Annotated in this window: 18 protein-coding genes; 2 read left to right on the forward strand and 16 right to left on the reverse strand. The window is 46.0% G+C overall.

What is annotated here, in order from left to right:
- Window positions 1–85: 85 nt before the first annotated feature.
- The 12 genes from JGK20_RS27100 to JGK20_RS27155 all read right to left on the reverse strand — a co-directional run bounded on the left by JGK20_RS27100 (window position 86) and on the right by JGK20_RS27155 (window position 14,511).
- The gene (locus JGK20_RS27100) at window positions 86–580 is read right to left on the reverse strand and encodes a hypothetical protein (RefSeq protein WP_293232787.1); all 495 of its coding nucleotides are present in this window, start codon (window positions 578–580) and stop codon (window positions 86–88) included.
- 122 nt (window positions 581–702) lie between these two features.
- Complete coding sequence (locus JGK20_RS27105) at window positions 703–927, reverse strand: hypothetical protein (RefSeq protein ID WP_293184205.1); 225 nt, start codon at window positions 925–927, stop codon at window positions 703–705.
- Between the two features lie 358 nt (window positions 928–1,285).
- On the reverse strand, window positions 1,286–1,804 hold the full coding sequence (locus JGK20_RS27110) for a Ycf51 family protein (RefSeq protein WP_293184203.1): 519 nt from the start codon (window positions 1,802–1,804) through the stop codon (window positions 1,286–1,288).
- Window positions 1,788–1,925, reverse strand: coding sequence for a hypothetical protein (locus JGK20_RS27115; protein WP_293184201.1), 138 nt, complete (start codon window positions 1,923–1,925; stop codon window positions 1,788–1,790). Before JGK20_RS27115 ends, JGK20_RS27110 begins: the two co-directional genes overlap by 17 nt.
- On the reverse strand, window positions 1,926–2,987 hold the full coding sequence (locus JGK20_RS27120) for an adenylate/guanylate cyclase domain-containing protein (RefSeq protein WP_293184199.1): 1,062 nt from the start codon (window positions 2,985–2,987) through the stop codon (window positions 1,926–1,928).
- Complete coding sequence (locus JGK20_RS27125; protein ID WP_293151691.1) at window positions 2,984–3,358, reverse strand: response regulator; 375 nt, start codon at window positions 3,356–3,358, stop codon at window positions 2,984–2,986. Before JGK20_RS27125 ends, JGK20_RS27120 begins: the two co-directional genes overlap by 4 nt.
- Before the next feature lie 120 nt (window positions 3,359–3,478).
- The gene (locus JGK20_RS27130; RefSeq protein ID WP_293192450.1) at window positions 3,479–4,573 is read right to left on the reverse strand and encodes an RNA-guided endonuclease TnpB family protein; all 1,095 of its coding nucleotides are present in this window, start codon (window positions 4,571–4,573) and stop codon (window positions 3,479–3,481) included.
- A gap of 127 nt (window positions 4,574–4,700) precedes the next feature.
- A complete protein-coding gene (locus tag JGK20_RS27135) occupies window positions 4,701–5,075 on the reverse strand; it encodes a response regulator (RefSeq protein WP_293151805.1) in 375 nt (124 codons plus the stop codon).
- The gene (locus JGK20_RS27140) at window positions 5,068–8,736 is read right to left on the reverse strand and encodes a response regulator (protein ID WP_293232789.1); all 3,669 of its coding nucleotides are present in this window, start codon (window positions 8,734–8,736) and stop codon (window positions 5,068–5,070) included. Before JGK20_RS27140 ends, JGK20_RS27135 begins: the two co-directional genes overlap by 8 nt.
- A gap of 555 nt (window positions 8,737–9,291) precedes the next feature.
- A complete protein-coding gene (locus JGK20_RS27145) occupies window positions 9,292–11,772 on the reverse strand; it encodes an MASE1 domain-containing protein (RefSeq protein WP_293232791.1) in 2,481 nt (826 codons plus the stop codon).
- 1,065 nt (window positions 11,773–12,837) lie between these two features.
- Window positions 12,838–14,157, reverse strand: coding sequence for an ABC transporter substrate-binding protein (locus JGK20_RS27150; RefSeq protein ID WP_293232793.1), 1,320 nt, complete (start codon window positions 14,155–14,157; stop codon window positions 12,838–12,840).
- Between the two features lie 219 nt (window positions 14,158–14,376).
- Window positions 14,377–14,511 (reverse strand): hypothetical protein, encoded by a 135-nt coding sequence (locus JGK20_RS27155; RefSeq protein ID WP_293184189.1) that lies wholly within the window; start codon window positions 14,509–14,511, stop codon window positions 14,377–14,379.
- A gap of 229 nt (window positions 14,512–14,740) precedes the next feature.
- Between JGK20_RS27155 and JGK20_RS27160 the strand changes: the two genes are divergently transcribed.
- Together JGK20_RS27160 and fmt are read left to right on the forward strand one after the other, a co-directional pair.
- A complete protein-coding gene (locus JGK20_RS27160) occupies window positions 14,741–15,358 on the forward strand; it encodes a Uma2 family endonuclease (RefSeq protein WP_366039540.1) in 618 nt (205 codons plus the stop codon).
- Window positions 15,359–15,392: 34 nt separating this feature from the next.
- Complete coding sequence (gene fmt / locus JGK20_RS27165; RefSeq protein WP_293232795.1) at window positions 15,393–16,346, forward strand: methionyl-tRNA formyltransferase; 954 nt, start codon at window positions 15,393–15,395, stop codon at window positions 16,344–16,346.
- Here fmt and JGK20_RS27170 read toward each other — a convergent pair.
- From JGK20_RS27170 to JGK20_RS27185, 4 genes are all read right to left on the reverse strand, one after another.
- Window positions 16,336–17,196 carry a DUF4435 domain-containing protein gene (locus tag JGK20_RS27170; RefSeq protein WP_293198885.1) on the reverse strand — a complete coding sequence of 287 codons (861 nt, stop codon included), beginning with the start codon at window positions 17,194–17,196 and terminating at the stop codon, window positions 16,336–16,338. The two genes, fmt and JGK20_RS27170, sit on opposite strands and share 11 nt — an antisense overlap.
- Window positions 17,193–18,524 carry an AAA family ATPase gene (locus JGK20_RS27175; protein WP_293198887.1) on the reverse strand — a complete coding sequence of 444 codons (1,332 nt, stop codon included), beginning with the start codon at window positions 18,522–18,524 and terminating at the stop codon, window positions 17,193–17,195. Before JGK20_RS27175 ends, JGK20_RS27170 begins: the two co-directional genes overlap by 4 nt.
- Window positions 18,525–18,750: 226 nt before the next feature.
- Window positions 18,751–19,992 carry an exonuclease SbcCD subunit D gene (locus JGK20_RS27180; RefSeq protein WP_293232797.1) on the reverse strand — a complete coding sequence of 414 codons (1,242 nt, stop codon included), beginning with the start codon at window positions 19,990–19,992 and terminating at the stop codon, window positions 18,751–18,753.
- A gap of 277 nt (window positions 19,993–20,269) precedes the next feature.
- On the reverse strand, window positions 20,270–20,908 hold the full coding sequence (locus JGK20_RS27185) for an SMI1/KNR4 family protein (protein ID WP_293211995.1): 639 nt from the start codon (window positions 20,906–20,908) through the stop codon (window positions 20,270–20,272).
- Window positions 20,909–21,060: the final 152 nt, after the last annotated feature.

Here is a 21,060-nt window from a genome sequence, read left to right on the forward strand (position 1 = left end):
AGGGGTTGTCTCTTTCATGGGTCATTTTTTAACGTTATCTGCTTGCTATGTAAGCATTATAACCTATTTTTATCGTATTTTCTGTTTAAGTCCCGTTAACTTCACCGCTGGGATTGTTTATCATAATCATCGGCAGCACTTGTGGAGCATTATTATAGTTATTACTCAAATCAGCAGCGCGATTGGAATGCACCATCGAAATTGGTATGGTGTAAACGATGTGACAATCTAAAGCTTTGAGTTGTTCGCTGCGGTCTAAAAAAATTTCGTCGAGATTGCTGCGTTCTCCTCCGCCTTTATAAAACTGCACGATCTTATCTAAATTATCGGCAATTATTGCCAATTGCGAATATTTGTCGGGCAACCTTTTTTTAGCATTCCGAATAAACTGATTCAGCGCCTCAATCAGCGTGGTAGTGTGAGGATTAACTTTTTCTCTAATTTTTTGGCGCAGACTAGGTTCGGTTCTCACATTCGCCGTCAGTTTGGCAAACTGAGCAATTTGCATTTCTAAGCTCAATGTTTCAAAAGATACTTCTGTCAAGGCTAAATCTTTTAAATCGTTCCAGCGGTTTTTCATCCAATCGAGTAAAGGTTTTGAGTCCGCATCTTTAATAGACCTCTTGCAAAAGTCCTTTTAATCAAATTTTGGGACGGGCTAGAAGCCCATCCCACAAGAAAAAAAAATTGTGGGATGGGCTTCTAGCCCGTCCTAAGTATTTTTGCAAGAAGTCTAATTGCTTCTAATAAATGTCTGGTACAAGCCAGCAAAATATCTGTATATTCCGTATCTTCGGTATTGATATCTTGTTCCTCAGCGGCGAAATAAACTACAAAATAACCTTGTTCTTGCAAATACTGTTCTAGTCTTCGTAATTCGGTTGATTTTCCTGCACCAAAATGTCCGGCATACAACTGACAAGTCATCTCTTGGGAACGCTGAATATTGAGACCTAAGTCTACGGTAATATTGTCATCTCCTCAGACTTCCCCACAGTTAACATATCGCGGATCGCCTGCCGATAAAGGCTCGTATGGATTGCAAGCATTGAAGAGGTTTGTTAGTAATTTTTCGGAATCTTGAGTCATAATTATATCCTTTTTTGATAACCATCTAGTATGCGATCGGGAGTTACCCACTTCGACCAAAGAAACCGGGTTTTTATAGAATCTATCGGCTACAATAAAGTCTTTTCCTAAAAACCCGGTTTCTGAACTGAATCTTAGTCCGCGCAGGCGGACTTTGTTTTTGTAGAAGCGGTTTCACTCGCCGAATAATTGATTTTTAGGCTTGATACTTTTTCAGAATAGCGACTTTTTCGGGGTAGATGTCGATCGCCATTTTGTCATCATATCTCGTCGCGAGCGATCGCCTCACCTCACCCAAAAACAGCGGCTGTGACAGACCAGGCTCAGGATGTACCACCGTCCGAACGCGGATTGTCATGTAATCTCTTCCGCTTCCCGATCGCCCTGGAGAGTACAAATCAGCAGCCACTTGCTGCATTGTTGCTTCTAACTCGGATTCAGTAATTGAAGGTGGCACGGTAACTACAGTTTGGGCGCCGCCAGTATCGTAAACTAAAGAATAGCGCACTGCACCGGGAATTTCTGTGCGCGAAAACAGTCCTAAACCGAGACCGAATATACTCGCAGCAATGACGGCCATAAAGCTGCTCACTCCTACCAATCGGAAGCGAAAACCCCATTTCAAGATAAATGCTACGATGGTTAAAACAAACAAGGCTACTGTTAGAATTCCTGCCCATTGGGCATACATTAAAAGGTTAGAATTTACGTTCATTTTTCAATTTAGTAATTGGGTAATTGGTAATTGGTAATTGGTAATTGGTAATTGGTAATTGGTAATTGGTAATTGGTAATTGGTAATAGTTAACTGCCAACTGCCAACTGACAACTGTCAATTATGCACCTTTTCGGGCCACAAGCAGATAAGTCATCATATCGCCTTTTCCTTTCACCGAAATCACGCCGCGCTCCTCAAAAACATATTTATTCCGCAGGCGCTCGTAGGTAGCAACTGTCACCTGAATGCCGCCGGGAATGCCTTGAGATTCCATGCGGGAAGCTGTATTTACTGTGTCTCCCCACAAATCGTAAGTAAATTTTTTAGTGCCGATGACTCCGGCTTCTACGGGGCCCGTGTGGATGCCGATGCGGATGCTGAGCGGCTGTCCTCCCTTGGTGCGGATTTGAGCCATTGCTCCTAGAATGTCGATCGCCATTTCTGCAATGCTCTCGGCGTGGTTGTCGCTTACTTTTGGCAAACCGCCAACCACCATATAAGCATCGCCGATCGTCTTAATTTTCTCAAGTCCGTAGCGATCGGCCAACTCGTCAAAAGCTGAAAAAATCTCGTTGAGCAATTCCACCAACTCCGCTGGCGACAAATGAGCCGAAAGCTTGGTAAAACCAACCAAATCGGCAAACATGACAGTAACTTCCGCGAAACTGTCGGCGATCGTATTTTCTCCTTCTTTGAGGCGTTGGGCGATCGGGCCTGGCAAAATATTCAGTAGCAAACGCTCGGACTTTTCCTTTTCCTCGGCCAACTCCCGCAGATAAGTTTGTTCCTTATCCCGCAGCCGCTTCTTTTCCAGACACGCACTAATCCGAGCCTTGAGCAATACGGGATTGAACGGTTTAGAAAGATAATCCTCCGCCCCTAATTCAATACAGCGGACAATACTGTCGATATCGTCCACCGCCGAAATCATAATCACTGGGATGTGGCGCAACTGCTCGTCTGCTTTCAGATGTTCCAGAACTTGATAGCCGTTCATTTGTGGCATCATAATGTCCAGGAGTACCAAATCAAAAGGCTCACTACGCATCAGTGCCATAGCTTGGAGACCATCTTCAGCAACAGTCACCGCGTGGCCTTGACGCTGAAGTCGGCGGGCCAGCAAATCGCGGTTTACCTCATTATCGTCAACAACCAGGACGCTGCCGTCGTCAGTTTTCATTGCATGGCCTCTTTCAGAAGCATTTCGATTTTACTCAAAAGTCGCGGAAATTCCACAGGTTTGGTGTCGTAATCGTCGCAGCCTGCCGCCAAACACTTTTCACGATCGCCCGCCATAGCGTTAGCCGTCAGCGCAATCACCGGAATCATTTTAGTTTCGGGATCCGCTTTAATTTGCTGGGTTGCTCGCCATCCGTCGAGCACCGGCAGGCTCATATCCATCAAAATCAAATCCGGTACTTTTGTCTTCGCCATCGATACCCCCTCCGCGCCATCAACAGCAATCGACACCTCATACCCTTTGCGGGCGAGGCGCCTCGACAGCATATCCCTGTTCATTTCGTTATCTTCTACCAACAGGATTTTAGCCATTGCTTGCCTGCTTCATAAAACTTACCTAAACCTATCTAAAGCCATCTTTAGATACAATTACGAGTTTACTTCCTACGCTGTTGGGTAGTCGGCTATCCCAAGATAAGTAGGCTATCCCCCTCAAGCCGAGGGTTCCCAATTTAAAATGTTAATGCTGGCGTTCCAATCGCGATCCAAATATCTGCCACAAACAGGACAGTCAAAAGTCCGTATGCTTAGTGGCATATCTTTTTTTGTGCCGCAATTTGAGCAAGTTTTGGTACTAGGAAACCACTGGTCTACCAATACCAAGTTAGCTCCATACATTTGACATTTATAGTCGAGTTGACGTTTAAACTCATAAAAACCAAGGTCAGATATTGCTCCCGCTAACTTGTGATTTGCCATCATTCCTTTGACGTTCAAATTTTCAATCTTAATTAACTTAAAAGTTTTAGCTAAATAAGTTGTTAACTTGTGAAGGAAATCTAGGCGAATACGAGCTATCTTTGCATGAATCTGGCTAATCTTATTGTAAGTTTTACGCTGATTTCGAGAGCCTTTTACCTGCTTTGATGCTTGGCGCTGTAAAGTAGCAAGCTTTGTTTTCGCACGGGCTATTAACGGCTTCGGTGCATCAAAAAACTGCCCTTTTGACAGAGTGGCAAATGACTTGATACCAACATCGATTCCCACAGAACTTTCAGACTGCTGAACCGGGAGACGCTCTGCATCAACGCAGATAGAAACAAACCAGCGATTCCCTTCTTTTGAAATCGTGAAAGTTTGAGAAATAAAACTACAATCTAGGGCTTCGTAAAGCCGAAAAGTTCCCAGAGTAGGAATCTTAATAGTGTTGCCAGCGTTTAACAAAACTTTGCCGTTAGATGAATCAACCGTAAAAGATTGACCGTCTCGACGACTGGCGAATTTTGGATGACCTGAAGAACCAGAACGATATCGGCTAAAAGCATCTTTCAAGTCAATCAAAGCGTTTTGGTAAACTCGGCTAGACAATTGGTTCATCCAAGCGAATTCAGGGTGCTTTTTGACGTAATTAGTGAAAACTTTTTTAATTTCGTTAATCACCTTTGAGTCTGTAAGTTTCCCCTCACTGTACATTTGAGTCCGCAAACTTAACCCCATGTTAAATACCACGCGCCGAAATCCTGCGTGTTTCGCCATCAAGGTCGCTTCCCTATTATTCAATTTGAGCGCTCGTTTGACGGCAAACATGGTTAAACCTCGTCTAGGTAATTAACTGTGGATAAGTTTAGCAAACTATTTGGTACTTAAGTCCGACTCAAAGTCTACTGAGGCTTTAATGTCTTAAGAATCCCGATCGGTGTTACGGCGGGGACTCTCAAGTCATGGCCTCTTTCAGAAGCAATTCAATCTTACCCAGAAGTCGGGGAAACTCCACGGGTTTGGTGTCGTAGTCGTCGCAGCCGGCTGCGATACACTTTTCACGATCGCCCGCCATTGCGTGAGCCGTTAGCGCAATCACCGGGATCGTTTTAGTTTGAGGAGCTGCCTTAATTTGCTGGGTTGCTTGCCAGCCGTCGAGCACTGGTAGACTCATATCCATCAGAATTAAATCCGGTACTTTGTCGAGGGCCATCGACACTCCCTCAGCACCGTCCACAGCAATAAAGACCTCATGTCCCTTGCGGGCCAGACGCCTCGACAGCATATCCCTGTTCATTTCGTTATCTTCGACCAACAGGATTTTAGCCATTGGTGTTCTCCTTGCCTTTCGAGTCATACCTGCGATCGAGCCTGTCATTCACTATAGAACGAACATCGCGCAGCAAAGTATCGCAACTGTAGACTCCCTTTTGCAGAACCCGATCGACATAGCCGTTGAGTTGCTGACTTTCTGCGGTCGTCAGGTCTTTGGCGGTAATTACGACGATCGGTATAGGATCTTCTGAATGCGACTTGCGAAGTTCGGCGATCAACTCAAAACCATCCATTTCTGGCAGCATCAAATCCAGCAAAATCAATTGCGGGCGATCGACTTCTAGCTGTTCGAGAGCAGTGCGTCCGCTGTCAGCTTCCGCCACAGCCCAGCCTTGTTTTTCTAATATCCGCCGCAGTATTTTGCGGGTGGCATCGTCATCTTCCACAACTAATATCTGACAGGGCAAACTGTGAGCCGCAACGCCTTCTTGGTCGCGTCGGTACTTGTTCAACAAAGCAACCAGCCGTTTGCCGTCCACTGGTTTGGTGAGGTAGTCCGAAGCGCCCAATGCAAAGCCGAGGCTTTTGTTGCCAACAAAGGATAGCAGGATTACGGGAATCTCGGCAAGGTCAGGATCTGCCTTGAGGGCCGACAGCACCGCCCAGCCGTCCATTCCGGGCATGATCACGTCCAGGGTAATGGCGTCTGGCCGCAGTTGCTTCGCGAGCCTGAGGGCTTCCTCGCCGTTACCTGCGACTTCTATGTGCAGTCCTTGGCGAGCGAGGGCGCGCTCGATCAAATCCTGGGAGATGGGGTCATCGTCAACTACCAGCACCGTGCCGACAGCAGGTGCGTCCGCAGTCCTAGTGCTGTCGCCGACTTTGTTGGGGATTTCCGGTTCTTTGATGGCGCTGGGCAAGAGTACGGTGAAAGTAGTGCCTATGCCCAACGTGCTGCTTGCTTCAATGCTGCCGCCCATCATCTGGCAGAAGCGCTGGCTGATAGCTAGTCCCAAACCGGTGCCGCCATACTGCTTGGTAGTTGAGGCGTCAGCTTGGGTAAAAGGTTGGAAAACTCGCTGCAATTGATCTTTTGTCATGCCGATGCCGGTGTCGGTGACGCGAAAACTTAAAAATTCTGAGTTAGAAATTAAAATTTGGGCAGATTCCTCTTGATTTTTCATTCTTAATTGTTCATTGGTAATTCTTTCAACTCCGATCGCAATTTTCCCGTTTTTGGTGAACTTCGCAGCGTTGCTGAGTAGGTTCAGCAGCACTTGCCGGACTTTGGTCATATCGGCGTGCATCGTATCGAGATTTTCTGGACAGTAGACTTCTACCGTGTTGCCGTTTTTTTCCACTAGCGGCTTCGCTGTCTCCACAGCACTTTCAATCAAGGCATGAATGTCGAAGTTTTCTAAGTAGAGATCCATTCGACCTGCTTCAATTTTAGAGATATCTAGGATGTCATCGATCATCGATAACAGGTGTTTGCCTGCGCCGCGAATTTTTTCGAGGTCTGGGACGAAGGTTTCATCGCCGGAGTCTTCGGCTTCTTCTTGGAGCATTTCGCTGTAGCCGATGATGGCATTCAGGGGCGTCCGCAGTTCGTGGCTCATGTTGGCGAGAAATGTACTTTTTGCCCTGTTGGCGGATTCTGCTGCTTCTAGGGCCGACTGCATGGCGGATTCTGCAAGTTTGCGATGGGTGATGTCGGTGACAGTGCCTTCAAAGTACAAAATGCTGCCGCTTTCGTCGCAGACGCTGCGGGCGTTTTCGGAAATCCAGATCGTGCTGCCGTCCCGGCGGTATATTTGGGATTCAAATTTTGATACTTGGTGGCGCGCGGCCAATTGGGCTATAAACTCAGCGCGCCGGTTGGAGTCAACGTAAAGTTGGCTGCTGATGTTTGCTAGTTCGCCGACCATTTGGGCGACTGTTTCGTAGCCGTAAATCCCGGCTAGTGCTGGGTTGGCGGTGAGGTAACGTCCGTCTGGGGTTGTCTGGAAGATGCCTTCGGCTGCGTTTTCAAAGATGCTGCGGTATTTGGTTTCGGCTGCTCTCAAAGCTGTTTCTGCGCGTTGGCGTTCTAGGACATTGGCGAGCATTTCTCCTACCATTTTTAGATGAGTTGATATTTCGGTCGATCGACTCGCAGCAGGTTTGTAACTGTCGCATCCGAGAAATCCTAGTAGGTTTTCACTGCAAATTAGGGGAATCACGATTAGCGATCGCAGATTTTTTTGAGGTTTGTTTAATTTGGTTTTGCCCGAATGTGCGATCGTACCTGCGGAAGCGGTTGCTGTTTCCGAGGAGGAGTTTGTCAGGAATGTTGCTAAGTTTTTGCCTGTCAACCAAGCTATTTCGGCTTGATTTGGGGGCGGGAGTTCGCGGATTTCTCTAATGTGCAGGCCTTCGGCGCGATCGAGCTTTTCTGCAATCCAAGGGATTTGGGCGATGTCTATTTGTTGGGGGGCGAGGTCTTTAATTTGGGTCGGAACACCCTCGGCGCACCATTCGTAGGTTTTGTGAGCGCGAGTTTTGTCTGCCGATAACAAGTATATGTAACTGCGGTCGCAGTGGCTGAACTGGGCGATTGCTTGGAGAGTGCGATCGAACCCTTCATCTATGTCCGCTCCGGGCACAGCGATCGCATAGGTTGACAAAGTAGCAATCAATGCCTCAAATTCTACTCGTTCCTGCAAAGATTGTGCTATTTTTTGGCGATCGGTAACGTCTCGAAAGCTCCATATTCTGCCAACTGTGTTTGCTCCAACTTTTGATGGCAGTGAATTTAATTCGATAACTCTTCCGTCTTTAAATTCTAATAAGTCGCTGATTTTCGCATCTGGTTGGGCCGACACTTGCATCGCGCGTTCGAGAAATCTTTGGGGGTCTTTTAATTGTTCCCTAGCGAAGGGGAATTCTGTGGCGATGTTTGTTTCACTATTGCCTGCGGGCGATCGGCTCAACTTTCCTGCTACTTGAGACAAACCCCACATCTCGACAAATTTCTGATTGTAATTGCATACATTGCCTTTGGTGTCAACCGCGATAATTCCCGCATCTGTTGAGTCCAAAACGGCTTGCAGCATCGAGAGCTGCTGGTGTTCTCCCTGCTCAAAAAATACCAAGACTGATATTTCGCCACCCTCAATTACAGGATTGAAAAAATAGGAAACTGGTAAAATTTTCCCGTCGCTACGTAGAAACTCATAGTCCCAATTGCTACAAGGTTGACGGTTGGCGATCGCCTCTTGTAAAGATAGTGTATGTGCGATCGCCCCATCTTCATTTTTGTGGTTTTTTTGTTTCCGAGCCTTCAAAACGGGGGATTTTTTGCCTTGCTTTTGCTGGGGGGCAATGCGATTTAGCAGCGAAATGCCTGCAAGTTCCGACTCTCGCCAGCCCAACAAGCGTTCGGCTGCTGGATTCACCGAGATGACCAACCCCTTGCCGTCAAGGATGCACAATCCCACCCCCAAACTGTTGACGGTCGATCGCAGTCGATCGAATTCTGAAGCGGTTGGAGAGTCTTGAGGGGATGGGGGCGAAGAGGCAAAATCCTTTAGTGCCAAGGGTTGCTCCTGACTGGGAGCGCCGTCGTAGCTACAACTTACCTGCTCTAAGAATAGCTGCCACTGCTCGGCTGTGGGAGGGGGAGACTCGCCGGCTAAACCGAGCTGTTCGAGTTGGCGCTGGAGGTAGGGATGCATAATTTCTGGCGCTTTGTAGGCAACTTTTTACAGTATATATTTTTAATTAATAGTATATATGTGCAGCTATCTAGTGACTGGAAGAATACGCAATCTAACTCTATCACAGGTTCTATCGAGAACCATAGCTGTCATCTGCGTTATCCAAAATCTTTTAAATCGCCCTAAGTTATATTTAGTCTAAAAAAATTACATCGTCAACAAACCCATGCTCTAAATGTCTGCCACCTACTTAAAAATTGTATCATATTATCACAGTGAACTGACGCTGACAACCTCGGTTTCTGCCAGAACTAGGTTTTTTGAGCCACCAAAAACTGATAAAGTCCGAGGTACTCCTGTCGTGGAGAGATCAAAATTTTATACTCCTGTTCCTGCTCCCAGATTCATCTGTAGAGTAAATCTCAAATTTCAAGTCTCAAATCGACTGACTGCTCGACTCAGGTGAAGCAACCGGGTTTTGGGAGCGAGAGCGTGTCATTAATAAAATTGGCAGCAGCCAACAACAACTCACAAAATTTCTTATCGATCATACTTTTCCGGGAAAAATAAAATTTAGTTGATGATAGCTGGCAGCCGAATTGTAAAAGTAGAACCTTTTTCCAACTCGCTGGAAGCGGTAATATCTCCGCCCATCATTTCGCAGAATTTCTTAGTAATCGTCAGCCCCAAACCAGTGCCACCGAACCTCTTAGTAGTTGAGGAATCGGCTTGGGTGAAAGGCTCGAAGATTTTGACTAACTGTTCGGAACTCATGCCAATACCAGTATCTTTGACTGTAAAAACAATCCAATCTTGAGAGGCAGACCAGGAATACGAGCTATTTTCTAAGGGGTTAAGTCCTCTATAGGCTCCTTGTTTTTTGCGTCTCTGGGCAGCCTCGGCGGGGGTTTCGGCGCAGCGGGTAACGGTGAAACTAATCGCGCCCGAGGAAGTAAACTTCGAGGCATTACTGAGGAGGTTGAGCAAGGACTGGCGGAGTTTAGTTAAGTCGCTCTGCATCGAGCCAATATCCTCAGGGCATTGTATTTCTAAGATATTGCTATTTTTGTTTGCCATCGGCGCGATCGTGCCGACAACTTCCTGCACCAGATTTAAAATGGTGAAGGTTTCGATGTGCAAGTCGATGTGACCTGCTTCAATTTTAGTGAAGTCGAGAATATCTTTAATCAGCCCTAGCAAGTGCTGGCCGGCAGTGTTAATTTTTTGAAGGTCGTCGATGAACTCTTCGGCATCGAGGTCTCGGGCATCTTCTTGCAGGAGCTCGCTGTAGCCGATGATCGCATTGAGGGGGGTTCTGAGTTCGTGACTCATGTTGGCGAGAAAGATGGTTTTAGATCGATTGGCAGTTTCGGCTGCTAATGCGGCGCGACGGAATTCTTCGGAACGCAACCGTTCGGTGATGTCGCTGGTCATGATTAAAACGCACTGAGTGCTGCCGAGGTCGATGAGTTCCCCTGACATCAGCCAGTCGCGCACTTCGCCGGCTTTGGTGCGAATTTTGATTTCTTGGTTGCCGATCGAATTTTCTTCCCGCAACACGTTGGCTAGCCGCCGCTCGTCTTCTGAATTGACCCACATTCCTAAATCGGTGGGGGTGCGGCCGATACATTCCTCCCGCAACCAGCCTAAGGATCGCAAAAAGCTGTCGTTGGCATCGAGGAAGCGGGCGTCTGTGAGGGTGCAGATGCCGATCCCAACAGGAGAAGCGTGAAAAGCCTTGGAAAATCTTTCTTCTGAAGAATTCAGGGCGGCTTCGGCGCGCTTTCTATCTGTGATGTCTTGGACGGTGCTGGTGATGTAGAGGGAGTTGATGGCGGCTTGTTCGCAGACTGTGCGGCTCCTCCCGTCGGGGAGTAGCAGCCTGTAGTCGATGCTGTAAGGCTGTTGCTGAAATATAGCAGCTTCGATCGACCTTTTGACCAATTCTCTATCTTCGGGATGCACGTATTTCAAGAAGGCTTCGAGGCTGGGATCGAAAGTTCCCGGGCGTTCTCCCAGGATGCGATAAATTTCTTCTGACCAACGCAATTGCTCCGTGTTGCGATCTAAGTCCCAGTTGCCTAGCTGGGCGATGCGCTGGGCGTTGGTGAGGCTGGCTTCGCTGGCGCGCAGGGAGACTTCTGCTTGGTGGCGTTCGGCGACGGTGGCGGCTAAGACTAGGCCGGTAACGGCGATGACGGCGATGAAGGCTTGCAGGGATAACAGTGCTTGGGGGATGCTGCTGGCGTGTTTGAGAAAGGGGCCGCTGCCCCTGGCTATGCCCCAGATGGCGAAGCCGCAGAGGATGAAGTTGGCGAGGGCCGTGTAGCGCTGGCCGAATCGAAAGGCAGCCCAAACTACTAGGGGAAATGGTAAGTATTCTAGGGGATAGCGAGCGTAGGCCGCGCGGGTGCGGGAACAGAAGACGAGCCAGCCGATCGCTAGCAGCAGCAGCAGCCAAATAACTCGTTCAGCTATCTGTTTGCGATGGGTGGGGCTTTTGGGCAATTTGTGCCACGTCAGCAGCAGGGGGGCGACGAGCAAAATTCCCATCGCGTCTCCTACCCACCAAGTACCCCAAATCGTCCCAAAATTGCTCCAGCTAGAGAAACCACTTACGCACACGATGATGCTGCCGATGGTGGAGTTGATTAGGGTAGATGCTAAGGCTGCTAGTCCGACTATTCCTAAAACGTCTTTGAGTCGATCGAGTCCGGCGCTAAAGTTAATGCGCTGTAGCAGATAAGTTCCCGTCCACGCTTGCAAGGCTCTGGCGCCCGCTGAGATCAAAGCAGTGCCGATGCTGGCCGCCGGTGCGCTCATGATGAACAGGAAGGCGCCGATCGCAATTCCCGGCCACAGTTGCCGCCCAAACAGCAGCAGAGCGACTTGAGCAATTCCTGCTGCTGGCCACATGGGGTAAATTTCTGAACTCAGGGTGAGGGTGGCAATGGCGAATTGCGATGCCAAATAGTAGATCAGGGCGATCGCCCCTACTGCGAAGAAGTACCGCCAGGAATGTCCTTTGATTGCGTTAAGGAACTTTTTCTGCATTGTCGTTTGGGGAAAAGGTGGATGCTGGTTTTGGTATCAGTAGGTGGCACGGGACAGGCACGGGGTAGGAAAAATCTTTCTATTAGGCGATCGTAGGTCAATCGATTTTAGATTTTAGATTTTAGATTTTAGATTTTAGAGGCGACCCCACGGATAAATTCGGGGGAAGAGAGGATTTTCGATTTTAGATTTGGGATTGATTCCACGGAACCTGTTGAGATAATTTTTTGTGGAGCCGTTGAGGGTTCGGTTTTTTTTGCTGTGCGATCGCATCTGGGCATAAATTTCGGGAGCCTCTGTTTTTTGCCAATATATCTGTGATGGCTAAGCATTCGGTCTGTTAATTTTTGGTTTTCGCTAAAGATTTATGACCGAGCGACTGCGGGTGTCTGTTCGTGTCGGGCGATCGCAACTCTATTCACTCTAACATCTTGCACCATGGTCAATAATATCTAACGAACCGATAACACCCACGCAACATCTGAGCTTTCAGGTAAGTGCGGGGCAAGAAACTCGGTTTCTGATTGTAAGTGCAGGTTGGAATGATTTTCATGAGATTTTCAACCAATTAATCGAGTTAATCGTTAATCGTTAATCGGGGAGCATCTCATTTTTGTAAAAAGCATTTTTTTCTTATAGTGCGAGCTGTCGCGAGCTGGCGTATTATACGATACGCGAGCGGGGACGCTCTCACTATCTATCTAAATGCAAAACTGAGATGCTCCCGTTAATCGAGCCTTCAAGTCTTTCGTCGAATACAGTGAAAACAAAGAATTTACATCAAAAAAACATTTTCTATTTTTCTGTGATTGTTGCCAGAGAGCGATTGTCGAATTTCGTAAAGTAATCGCCATTTGTCTTATTAATTACCAATGACTAATGACTAATGACTAATAACGTTCGCGAGCGGGGACGCTCGCAAAACATGACTAATGACTAATAAGGTTCGCGAGTTATTAAGTTCGCAAAACATGACCAATGACCAATGACTACTGACCAATGACTACTGACCAATGCCCAATGCCCAATGCCCAATGCCCAATGCCCAATGCCCAATGCCCAATCTCACTTGACTGCAATATCTAAGGTTAATGTCAAACGGTCTTGAGCTTCTTTAAGAGCGTCTTGGGGGTTGCGGCCCAGAAGAGTTGCTTCTATGGCGCGGCCAAGGTTTTCTGACACGCGAGAGTAACCAGAGATAATTGGGCGCGATCGGGCTGAGTTCATTTGTTCTAAAAATACTCCCAAAACAGGATTTTTTTTCACAAAACTTTGATAAGTTCGGCTCTCTCTCGATTTTAAGTTAATTGGTAAGTAACCTGTACCCAAGGCCCAGGCTGTTTGGAATTCTTCGCCAAGAACGTATTCTAAGAATTCAAGGGCTGCTTTTTCGCGTTCTGGTGAGGTTTTCATTAAAAATAGGTTTTCACCCCCAACAACAGTGGCGGAGCGCTTGAGGGCGGGTATAGGCATCACTGCATAGTCGATCGCGCTTTGCTGCAATTGTGCTAGAGTCCACGGCCCGGTGATTTGCATTGCGACTTTACCCGCGATGAAGTTATCGAGTTCGTAACCGCGTTCGGGTGCTGACAGTATTCCCGAACCTTCTGTTAACAAGTCCTTCCACAATTCCAAGGCCGCGAGAGAACCCGGGTTGTCTATTTGGGGTACGGGAGTTTGAGATGTTTCTCTCACGAGTTCGCCGCCTGCGCTGAACATGAATGGCAGCCAGGTGAATACTGTCCATTCTCCTTTGCCTAGGGGGAGCACTATGCCGTGTCGATCTGTTCGTCCGTCTCCGTTGGTGTCCTGTGTGAGCGATCGGGCTGTTTGCTTTAATTCTTGCCAATTCTGCGGCACTTTTTTAATTCCTGCTGCTGCAAACAAGCTGGGACGGTAAAATATTCCTGTATTGTTGGTGGCGAGGGGAATTGACCAAGTGTGTCCGCCGAGTTCCATTGACTCGAACAGTGAGGGATCGATTTCAGTTTTGATGGGGGATTTGTCGAGCCATTTCTCTAGCGGTTTAATTGCTTGCAGTTCTGCTAGTTTGCCGGCTATTGTGGCAGTATTCCACAGCAAATCTGGCGATGCGTTTCCTACTATTGAGGTGAGGATTTTTGGCAGTTGTTGGTCTGGCTGGCCGATGTAAATTTGTTCTACTTGGATGTGGGGATGCGTTTGATTGAATTTGTCGGTGAGAGTTTTAAATACGTCGCGATTGGTCGGGGGATTGATGCCGTGCAACAGTGTGAGCTTAATTTTATCGCTATTCTTGGGAATATTTTGACAGCCGCTTAACAGCAGTAGATTTAAGGCAAGTAAAATGCACGCAACTCGTTTGACTTGCATTTTAAGTGCTTTGAGAAGTTTGGATAAAATCATTTTTTAGCTTTGCTTAGAGGGAAGAAGATTTTTTAGCAAGCGCAGGTGGTTAGAGGTGGGTGAAACTGGTTGAATCTCAGAATTTTTCCGAAGTTGATTTGTCTCTAATTCGGAGGTATTTTGAAACAAAATTGTCAAAAATTTGCCTCCTATAGCGGTTCTCAAAAAAGTCAGGTATGCCCTATGCCCCATGCCCTATGACCTATGCCCATGAGTACCTCATCTTTCTGACAAAGGATATAGTGTATCTTGCGGGCACATCCGATCGCAAGAAATTGCTGTCAGGTGCGATCGATCTTTTGCCAAGTCAGGCATTTCGACGCGCGCGAATGCGAGAATTCGGTTAATAGCCATTGGCTGACTTGTTCGTTATGAATATATTACCAGAAAGAATTGGTTGAAAGCCCGCCCGCCGGAGCGGGAGAAATTAAAATCAGACTATTCATTACTCCAATCCTCTTCGTTCTAGGTCAACTGTCAACTGTCAACTGTCAACTGTCAACTGTGGTTGTGCGGTATCTGCCAACAAGCTGCGACTGGCTAGCTGCCGCATATTCAAGGATTTTTTCATGTTTTGGCAGATATGATAAAATCGATACTAGCAGTAAAATTGGTGAATCAGATGACAAGTTTTAGTGTAGAACAGTTAGATTTAACTTTGGAAGAATGGATGCAAAATCCTCCTGACGGGACGGAGTGGGCAGACGGTAAAGTGATAGTCAAACATCCTGTAGAATTTGTGAATGGAGAAGTAGTAGGGAAACCGGGAATGACTGCAAAGACTCGTCGCATTCAATCAAAGCTAGATTATTACTGGAGAAGTTACATGATCTCAAGCGGGCAAGGGGGCGAGGTTTATGTGGAAGTCACTTGTCAAACTCTGAAAAAAGGGCGAATACCAGATGTATCTTATATTACTCCTGAACTGTTGGCGCAAGTTGGAGAGTTTTCAGTTTTGCCGCAGAGTTTTCCGCTGCTAGCTGAGATTGTTTCGCCTAACGATTTTGCTGATGATGTTTTTGCAAAAGCACAGGAGTATTTAGAGTCTGGTTGTTTGGAAGTTTGGCTGCTATTTCCGAAGAGTAGTTGGGTGTTAGTAATTACTCAAGGTGCGACAGTTTTATTTAAGCCTGGTGAGGTGGCGAAGACTCAGCTTGTGTTGTCCGGTTTTAGCGTGGTGTTGGATGAGTTGATGGCGTAATTTTGTTATTATTATAAAAACTAACTAAAAATCGATGAAAATTGTTTTTTTTGGCACTCCTGACTTTGCTGTTCCTACTTTATCCAGTTTGCTGAGTCATCCAGAATTTGAGGTTGTGGGAAAAGATGTGGCTTTAAATCACAGTCTCCCAGTTTTGCAGCCGCGCCGAATTAAGAAGGATGCGGAAACTATTGCTAAGTTGCGGGAAGCAGAGGCTGATGTGTTTGTGGTGGTGGCTTACGGCCAGATTCTTTCTCAAGAAATTCTGGATATTCCTAGTTTGGCTTGCGTTAATGTTCACGGTTCAATTTTGCCGAAGTATCGCGGGGCGGCGCCGATTCAGCGGTGTCTTTTTAATGGGGAAAAGGCTACTGGAATTACTACTATGCTGATGGATGCTGGTATGGATACTGGGGCGATGCTTTTGAAGGCTTTTGCGGGAATTACGCTGTTGGATAATGCTGATTCTTTGGGCGACAGGTTGGCGGAACTTGGGGCGGATTTATTGGTGGAAACTTTGATAAAATTGAGGGATGGGGAAGTTGAACCGGTTGTTCAGCATGATGATGAGGCGACTTATGCGCCGATGATTAAGGCGGCTGATTTTGTGCTGGATTGGTCGAAAAGTGCGATCGCGCTTCACAATCAAGTTAGGGGTTTTTTCCCGGATTGCACTACGACTTTTCGCGGTAATTCCCTGAAAGTAATCGCAACTGTGCCGGTGGGGCCGGAATATTGGCTGCAATTACCGCCGGAGTTGAGGGTTTTGGAACGGGAATGGCCCCTTTTGGATCAGTTGTCGGGCGCAAATGGGGAGGTTGTGAAGGTTGTGAAGGGCTTTGGGGCGATCGTCCAAACTGGCGATGGTTTGCTATTATTGCGGGAGGTGCAGTTGGCTGGTAAAAAAGTTCAGTCTGGCGTGGATTTTGCCAATGGTGCTCGGTTGGCTGCGGGTGAGGTTTTTGGGAGGGTTGAAGTTACGGATTAGAAAGTACCTGGAAAGGTTGATTGGTTTTTTCCCAGTCTTGAATAGCTGTGTAGAGTTGTGTCAGCCGGAAATGAGAAGACTCGTAAGCAAGTCTGAGGTCTTTTTCTAGTACATCTGGCTCAACTTGCTTGGAGTTGCACGTGCCTAGGGCTTTGCAAAGTGCGATCGACAAAATACAAATCATATCGTGACCACAACAAATATACCACATATCTTGGGCATCTGTTTTTAAGCTATCCATCTTTGCTTTAACTTCTGGTTCATCAAGTCCCAGCTTTTGAGAGTTGTTCTTCACAGTTTTAATCAACTCCGATTGATTTAATATTAATGTGCGATCGTCCACAAATTTCTTAAAAGCTAAATCTTCAAATCTTAAACAATAATTAAATTTCAGCGAAGCCCATCGCAAATAACCAATAACTTTGGCACTTTCAAGTAAAGTCTGGCGAATATCTTTACCAAAACTCTTTATTTTGTCTTCCGATCCGTGTTCCAAAAGCACCTTTTCAAGTGCTGGCGACTTCAGCAGCATAGTTTCGAGATCGTGAGTATTTGTGAACAGCAAGTTCGGACTGAGTGAAACACTTCCTTCTAGTATATCAAAATCCGCATCAACAATAGCCAAAACACCAGCAAAGTTACCTTGTTCAAGGATATTTAGCACTGCAACAGCATTGTTTTTGTTATGGGCATTTTCTACACGACACTTTGTGGAGTCTACCAAATTCTTCCATACCCGCGAATCTGTGTCTCCTTCAGCGATTAGAAAAGAATGTTCAGTATATTGAACTCGATCTCGCAGCAGGCGGATTTGGTTAGCAATGAAGTTAGGGGTAATGTATTCTCTCATTCAACTGGCCCTTTTAACCCCACTGTCAAATCCCATCGATCGTCTATAATGCTTGGAGAGTGAGTAGCTAACAACACGTCAAAGTTTGCCAGATTAATAATTGCTTGCAAATCTTTGAGAAACTCGACTTCCCACGCTACGTGCAGCGAAATTTCTGGTTCATCAATCAGAACCAGAGAGTTAGGTTTCACCTTGAATAACAACTGGTAAAGCATCACCAATTCATGCTGTTCTCCGAAAGATAAGTCTGTCGGCGACAGAGGTTTACCATCCGCCGTTGTAAAGGTAAAACCTTTCTCTCTACTGATGCTCATATTTTTATAGAGAAATCGCTGTTTGATAATCCCTTTGAAGAGTTCTATTTTAGTAGCGAGTTCCTTAAAAACCATGAGTTTTTGTTCTACATCTTCAACATAAACTGACAGAATGTTTTTTGTGACTCCATCAATATTTTGTTTTACTTGAAAATCAGGATTCTCGTCGTTATCCAAAAGACCAATTTCTCTGAGACGAGAACGCTTTTCCTCGATTTCATTTAATTGGTTACGCAGCGTTTCCTCTGTTAGATATGAGGGTGCTTTGTTATTGAAAATTCTTGCAGGAAACGTTCTTTCTAGAGATTGAGACAATGCACCATATTCAGTCAGCTTTGCTTGGATATCTTCTGCGAGTTCCTGAGAATAGATATCAACTGAGGGAATCATTGAATGGTGTTTCGTGTATACCGTTGCTTCAGGAACATTTGAGGTAGTTAACAAGCGCTGAGTTTCTATAAAATGAATGTCGATAGAACTTCTTAGTTCTGATAACCATTTTGGTTCTTGCTTAACGCTCTTTGCTAACCTTGATATTAACTGTCTAGCTTCAAAAACGAGAATACGTTCTAATTCCAATTCTGAAAATTGAGTTGGTATTTCTATGTCACCTGATGACTGTAGTGCATCATCTGTGATATCCGAAGACACATTAATTCCCGCTGAGAAATCTATTGAGTCCATTGCTAAATTCGGTGAGAATATCTCTTTTGCTGCACCAGGCTTAGCAAAGTAAAACATTAAATTTTTATCTTTTTCATGTTCAGGTGCATCGATAGACTTAGTTATTTGTAGACAACTACCATCATCAAAGTCTAACCGGAACTCTGTAAATGGAATAGTCCGAAGTTCTGAGTAACGTGAATTAAAAAATCCATTAATTAGCCTAAATAATGCTGTTTTACCAAATCCATTCGGACTGTGAATGATCGTAATTCTATCTTCCATATTGAGAGAAATCGGATGGTTGAAAACTCCAAAAAGTTTGGCGACAGAAATCTTATTGATTCTCATTTTTCCCTCTAGTTATATCAAATACGTTAGTATCGGAATTATTCATCTCTCTCTTCTCTTCCTCTGTGTTCTCTGCGTTCTCTGCGGTTAAATCACCTGACGGTACAGCCGGCATTGATATATAGCCTTTCTTAAAAAGATGACTGACGGCTTATTATAACCGCTTAGACTAAGAGGGCTGAAGCCCAACAACGTACCTCATCTTTCTGAGAATTGATATAACTTACTAAAATTCGACTAAAACTTCTTCTTCAACTCCCAATAAATCCCGCGCGGCTTCTAGCATACTGTCAGTAATATCTTTCAAATCTTCGCGACTTGCTAAATAAGTTTTCAAAGCATCTAAAGGTTCTATACTATTATTAGCATTTAGTTCCGGCAACCTCGGCCTTGCTAGCTGACTGACTAATTCCGGCTGAATTGTGTAGCTGTGGGCTGCGCCGAGAAGTGCGTGCAATTCGGCGTTATCAATTAAGTCTAATTGTTCCGATCGCAATTGGTAGATTAATCTTACGACAGCATCTTGGATTTCCTTCTTCCCAATGGCTTTCACCAAGTCGGCTTGCGGACTCTCCGATTCAGATACGTTCACCTTAATCGTCTGAAACACCCGCACCGGCAAAGTGCAAAATTCCCACTCAGCTTTCCCCCTTTCCAAATTAATCAACACAAAGCCTTTGTCTTCTTTTTCTTCGCTAAAGTCAACTCGTTCGATGCTTCCGGGATAAATTACGGGCGGATTGTTGTTGGCATTGAGATTTTGGTGTTTGTGGACGTGACCGAGGGCTACGTAGTCAAAACAAGGGCGTGTTAGCATGGCAACGGGTATGTTGAATCCTTTACCGACTGCTAAAAAACGCTCTGCACCCAGGCTTGCTTTATCTGCCATTAAGTGCGCTAATAGTACGGTTGGTATTTCGGGATTGAGGCGGCGGATTTCTCCTTCTAGGGCGATCGTCAGTTTTTCGGTTAATAATTGGTTAACATCGCCTACAGATAGGCTTTCAGTCTCCGATCGCGTCATTAAGGTCGATCGCGTCAACCAAGGCAGCGTCACCACCTGTACGGCGCCACTGCGGGTGTGTATGAGGTGAGTTTCCAGGCGATCGCCTACAATAAACTTAGGTATTCCCAAAGTCCGATAAATTCCCAAACTCGCGCCGCCCTGTCCTTGCGAATGTTGGTCGTGATTTCCTACTAGCAAAACCGTCGGAATTTGCGCCTCTACCAAGCGGCTGAATTGGCTCGCAAAAGCCTCTTTAACAAACGGTGGCGGCGTTGAATCCGGGAAAGCATCCCCGCCGAATATAACTAAATCTACGGGTTCAGAAATTGCTCTATCCATACATTTACTTAGCGTCGCCGCGAAGTCTTCCAGCCGCGTATTTAACCCGGTTTCTGGATTGACGCGGCCGTGGGAAAAGCCGCTGCCCATGTGAATGTCTGAAAGGTGTAAAATTTTAATCATTGTTTTCTTTGTAAGTTATTATACGTGAATATCTTTAGGGAAACGGCAATGTCCATTGGTGTAAACAACCAGCCTGAAAACCGTTGTATCTCTTGTTTATAGCCGAGGCCAGATCCCCCTAAATCCCCCTTAAGAAGGGGGACTTTGAGCGCTTCTTGTCCCCCCCTTCCTAAGGGGGGTTAGGGGGGATCTGGGCCTTGATCGCTAGACAGAAGACCGGCACTACGTTTAACCTTAAGTTGACACCAATGGGCAATGCCGTTTCCGTAGCCCTGCCTCAACGCGGTACTAATTCGACGCTGCGCCGGTGGGGATTGATGCGTTTCTCGATCGCAAATACTGCCTTTTCTTCCTCAAAGCCGATTTCGTGAAACTCTGCAAACAAACATTCTAACTCAATTTTGGCGATCGCAGTTTCCAGCCACTTATCAAAGGAATCGCATTCAATACTTCTGAAAGGTTCGCCTTTGCACTCGAAACTGATAATTTGTCCCGGAATCCCGCCGAAACAGCCCTGTGTATCCACAACCCGCAGCCACAAATTATCTACTTTCATAAACGGAATCCATGCTTTGTTCCAATATTCTCCGGGCTGCCATTCTTGAAAATTAACTTGACTCTGGGCGTCCCAAAATTTTTTCTCATTGGCAATTGATGCCAAAGATAAAATACTCCTGCCGTGTTCAAAAGGCAACAGCCACTGATTTTCTGAACTCTCGTAAGCCGAACCGTTATACCAGCGATAAAAATCATAAAATGTTTCGGGAAGCGATTGTTGGTAACGTTTTTTAAATAAGTCGATTTCTGTTTCGATGGCACCGGAATTTAACAAGTTAAGCGCCTCGGGACAGCAGCGTCTCAATGTTTGTGCGAAGGTACGAACCAAAGGATTTCGTGGCTGAAAAAATTCTTTCATCTTCGATCATATAATACCTGGAACTTTTTGATAAATTTGGGCGATCGGCGAAAATCTATACTTTTCAACGTGAGGGCTTAATTTAGGTTCGTAGTTTAGGTTTGTAGTGAGGACTTCAGTCCTTCTTTGGATTCTGGAGAAGGACTAAAGTC

It is taken from the genome of Microcoleus sp. PH2017_05_CCC_O_A (assembly GCF_020738785.1).
Lineage (GTDB): Bacteria > Cyanobacteriota > Cyanobacteriia > Cyanobacteriales > Microcoleaceae > Microcoleus.

Excerpts from the sequence above, each read along its gene's own strand:
- JGK20_RS27100 (WP_293232787.1), bottom strand. The coding sequence starts at position 580 with ATGAAAAACCGCTGGAACGATTTAAAAGATTTAGCCTTGACAGAAGTA.
- JGK20_RS27105 (WP_293184205.1), bottom strand. The coding sequence starts at position 927 with ATGACTTGTCAGTTGTATGCCGGACATTTTGGTGCAGGAAAATCAACC.
- JGK20_RS27110 (WP_293184203.1), bottom strand. The coding sequence starts at position 1,804 with ATGAACGTAAATTCTAACCTTTTAATGTATGCCCAATGGGCAGGAATT.
- JGK20_RS27120 (WP_293184199.1), bottom strand. The coding sequence starts at position 2,987 with ATGAAAACTGACGACGGCAGCGTCCTGGTTGTTGACGATAATGAGGTA.
- JGK20_RS27125 (WP_293151691.1), bottom strand. The coding sequence starts at position 3,358 with ATGGCTAAAATCCTGTTGGTAGAAGATAACGAAATGAACAGGGATATG.
- JGK20_RS27130 (WP_293192450.1), bottom strand. The coding sequence starts at position 4,573 with ATGTTTGCCGTCAAACGAGCGCTCAAATTGAATAATAGGGAAGCGACC.
- JGK20_RS27135 (WP_293151805.1), bottom strand. The coding sequence starts at position 5,075 with ATGGCTAAAATCCTGTTGGTCGAAGATAACGAAATGAACAGGGATATG.
- JGK20_RS27140 (WP_293232789.1), bottom strand. The coding sequence starts at position 8,736 with ATGCATCCCTACCTCCAGCGCCAACTCGAACAGCTCGGTTTAGCCGGC.
- JGK20_RS27145 (WP_293232791.1), bottom strand. The coding sequence starts at position 11,772 with ATGCAGAAAAAGTTCCTTAACGCAATCAAAGGACATTCCTGGCGGTAC.
- JGK20_RS27150 (WP_293232793.1), bottom strand. The coding sequence starts at position 14,157 with ATGATTTTATCCAAACTTCTCAAAGCACTTAAAATGCAAGTCAAACGA.
- JGK20_RS27155 (WP_293184189.1), bottom strand. The coding sequence starts at position 14,511 with ATGGCTATTAACCGAATTCTCGCATTCGCGCGCGTCGAAATGCCTGAC.
- JGK20_RS27160 (WP_366039540.1), top strand. The coding sequence starts at position 14,741 with ATGATAAAATCGATACTAGCAGTAAAATTGGTGAATCAGATGACAAGT.
- fmt (WP_293232795.1), top strand. The coding sequence starts at position 15,393 with ATGAAAATTGTTTTTTTTGGCACTCCTGACTTTGCTGTTCCTACTTTA.
- JGK20_RS27170 (WP_293198885.1), bottom strand. The coding sequence starts at position 17,196 with ATGAGAGAATACATTACCCCTAACTTCATTGCTAACCAAATCCGCCTG.
- JGK20_RS27175 (WP_293198887.1), bottom strand. The coding sequence starts at position 18,524 with ATGAGAATCAATAAGATTTCTGTCGCCAAACTTTTTGGAGTTTTCAAC.
- JGK20_RS27180 (WP_293232797.1), bottom strand. The coding sequence starts at position 19,992 with ATGATTAAAATTTTACACCTTTCAGACATTCACATGGGCAGCGGCTTT.
- JGK20_RS27185 (WP_293211995.1), bottom strand. The coding sequence starts at position 20,908 with ATGAAAGAATTTTTTCAGCCACGAAATCCTTTGGTTCGTACCTTCGCA.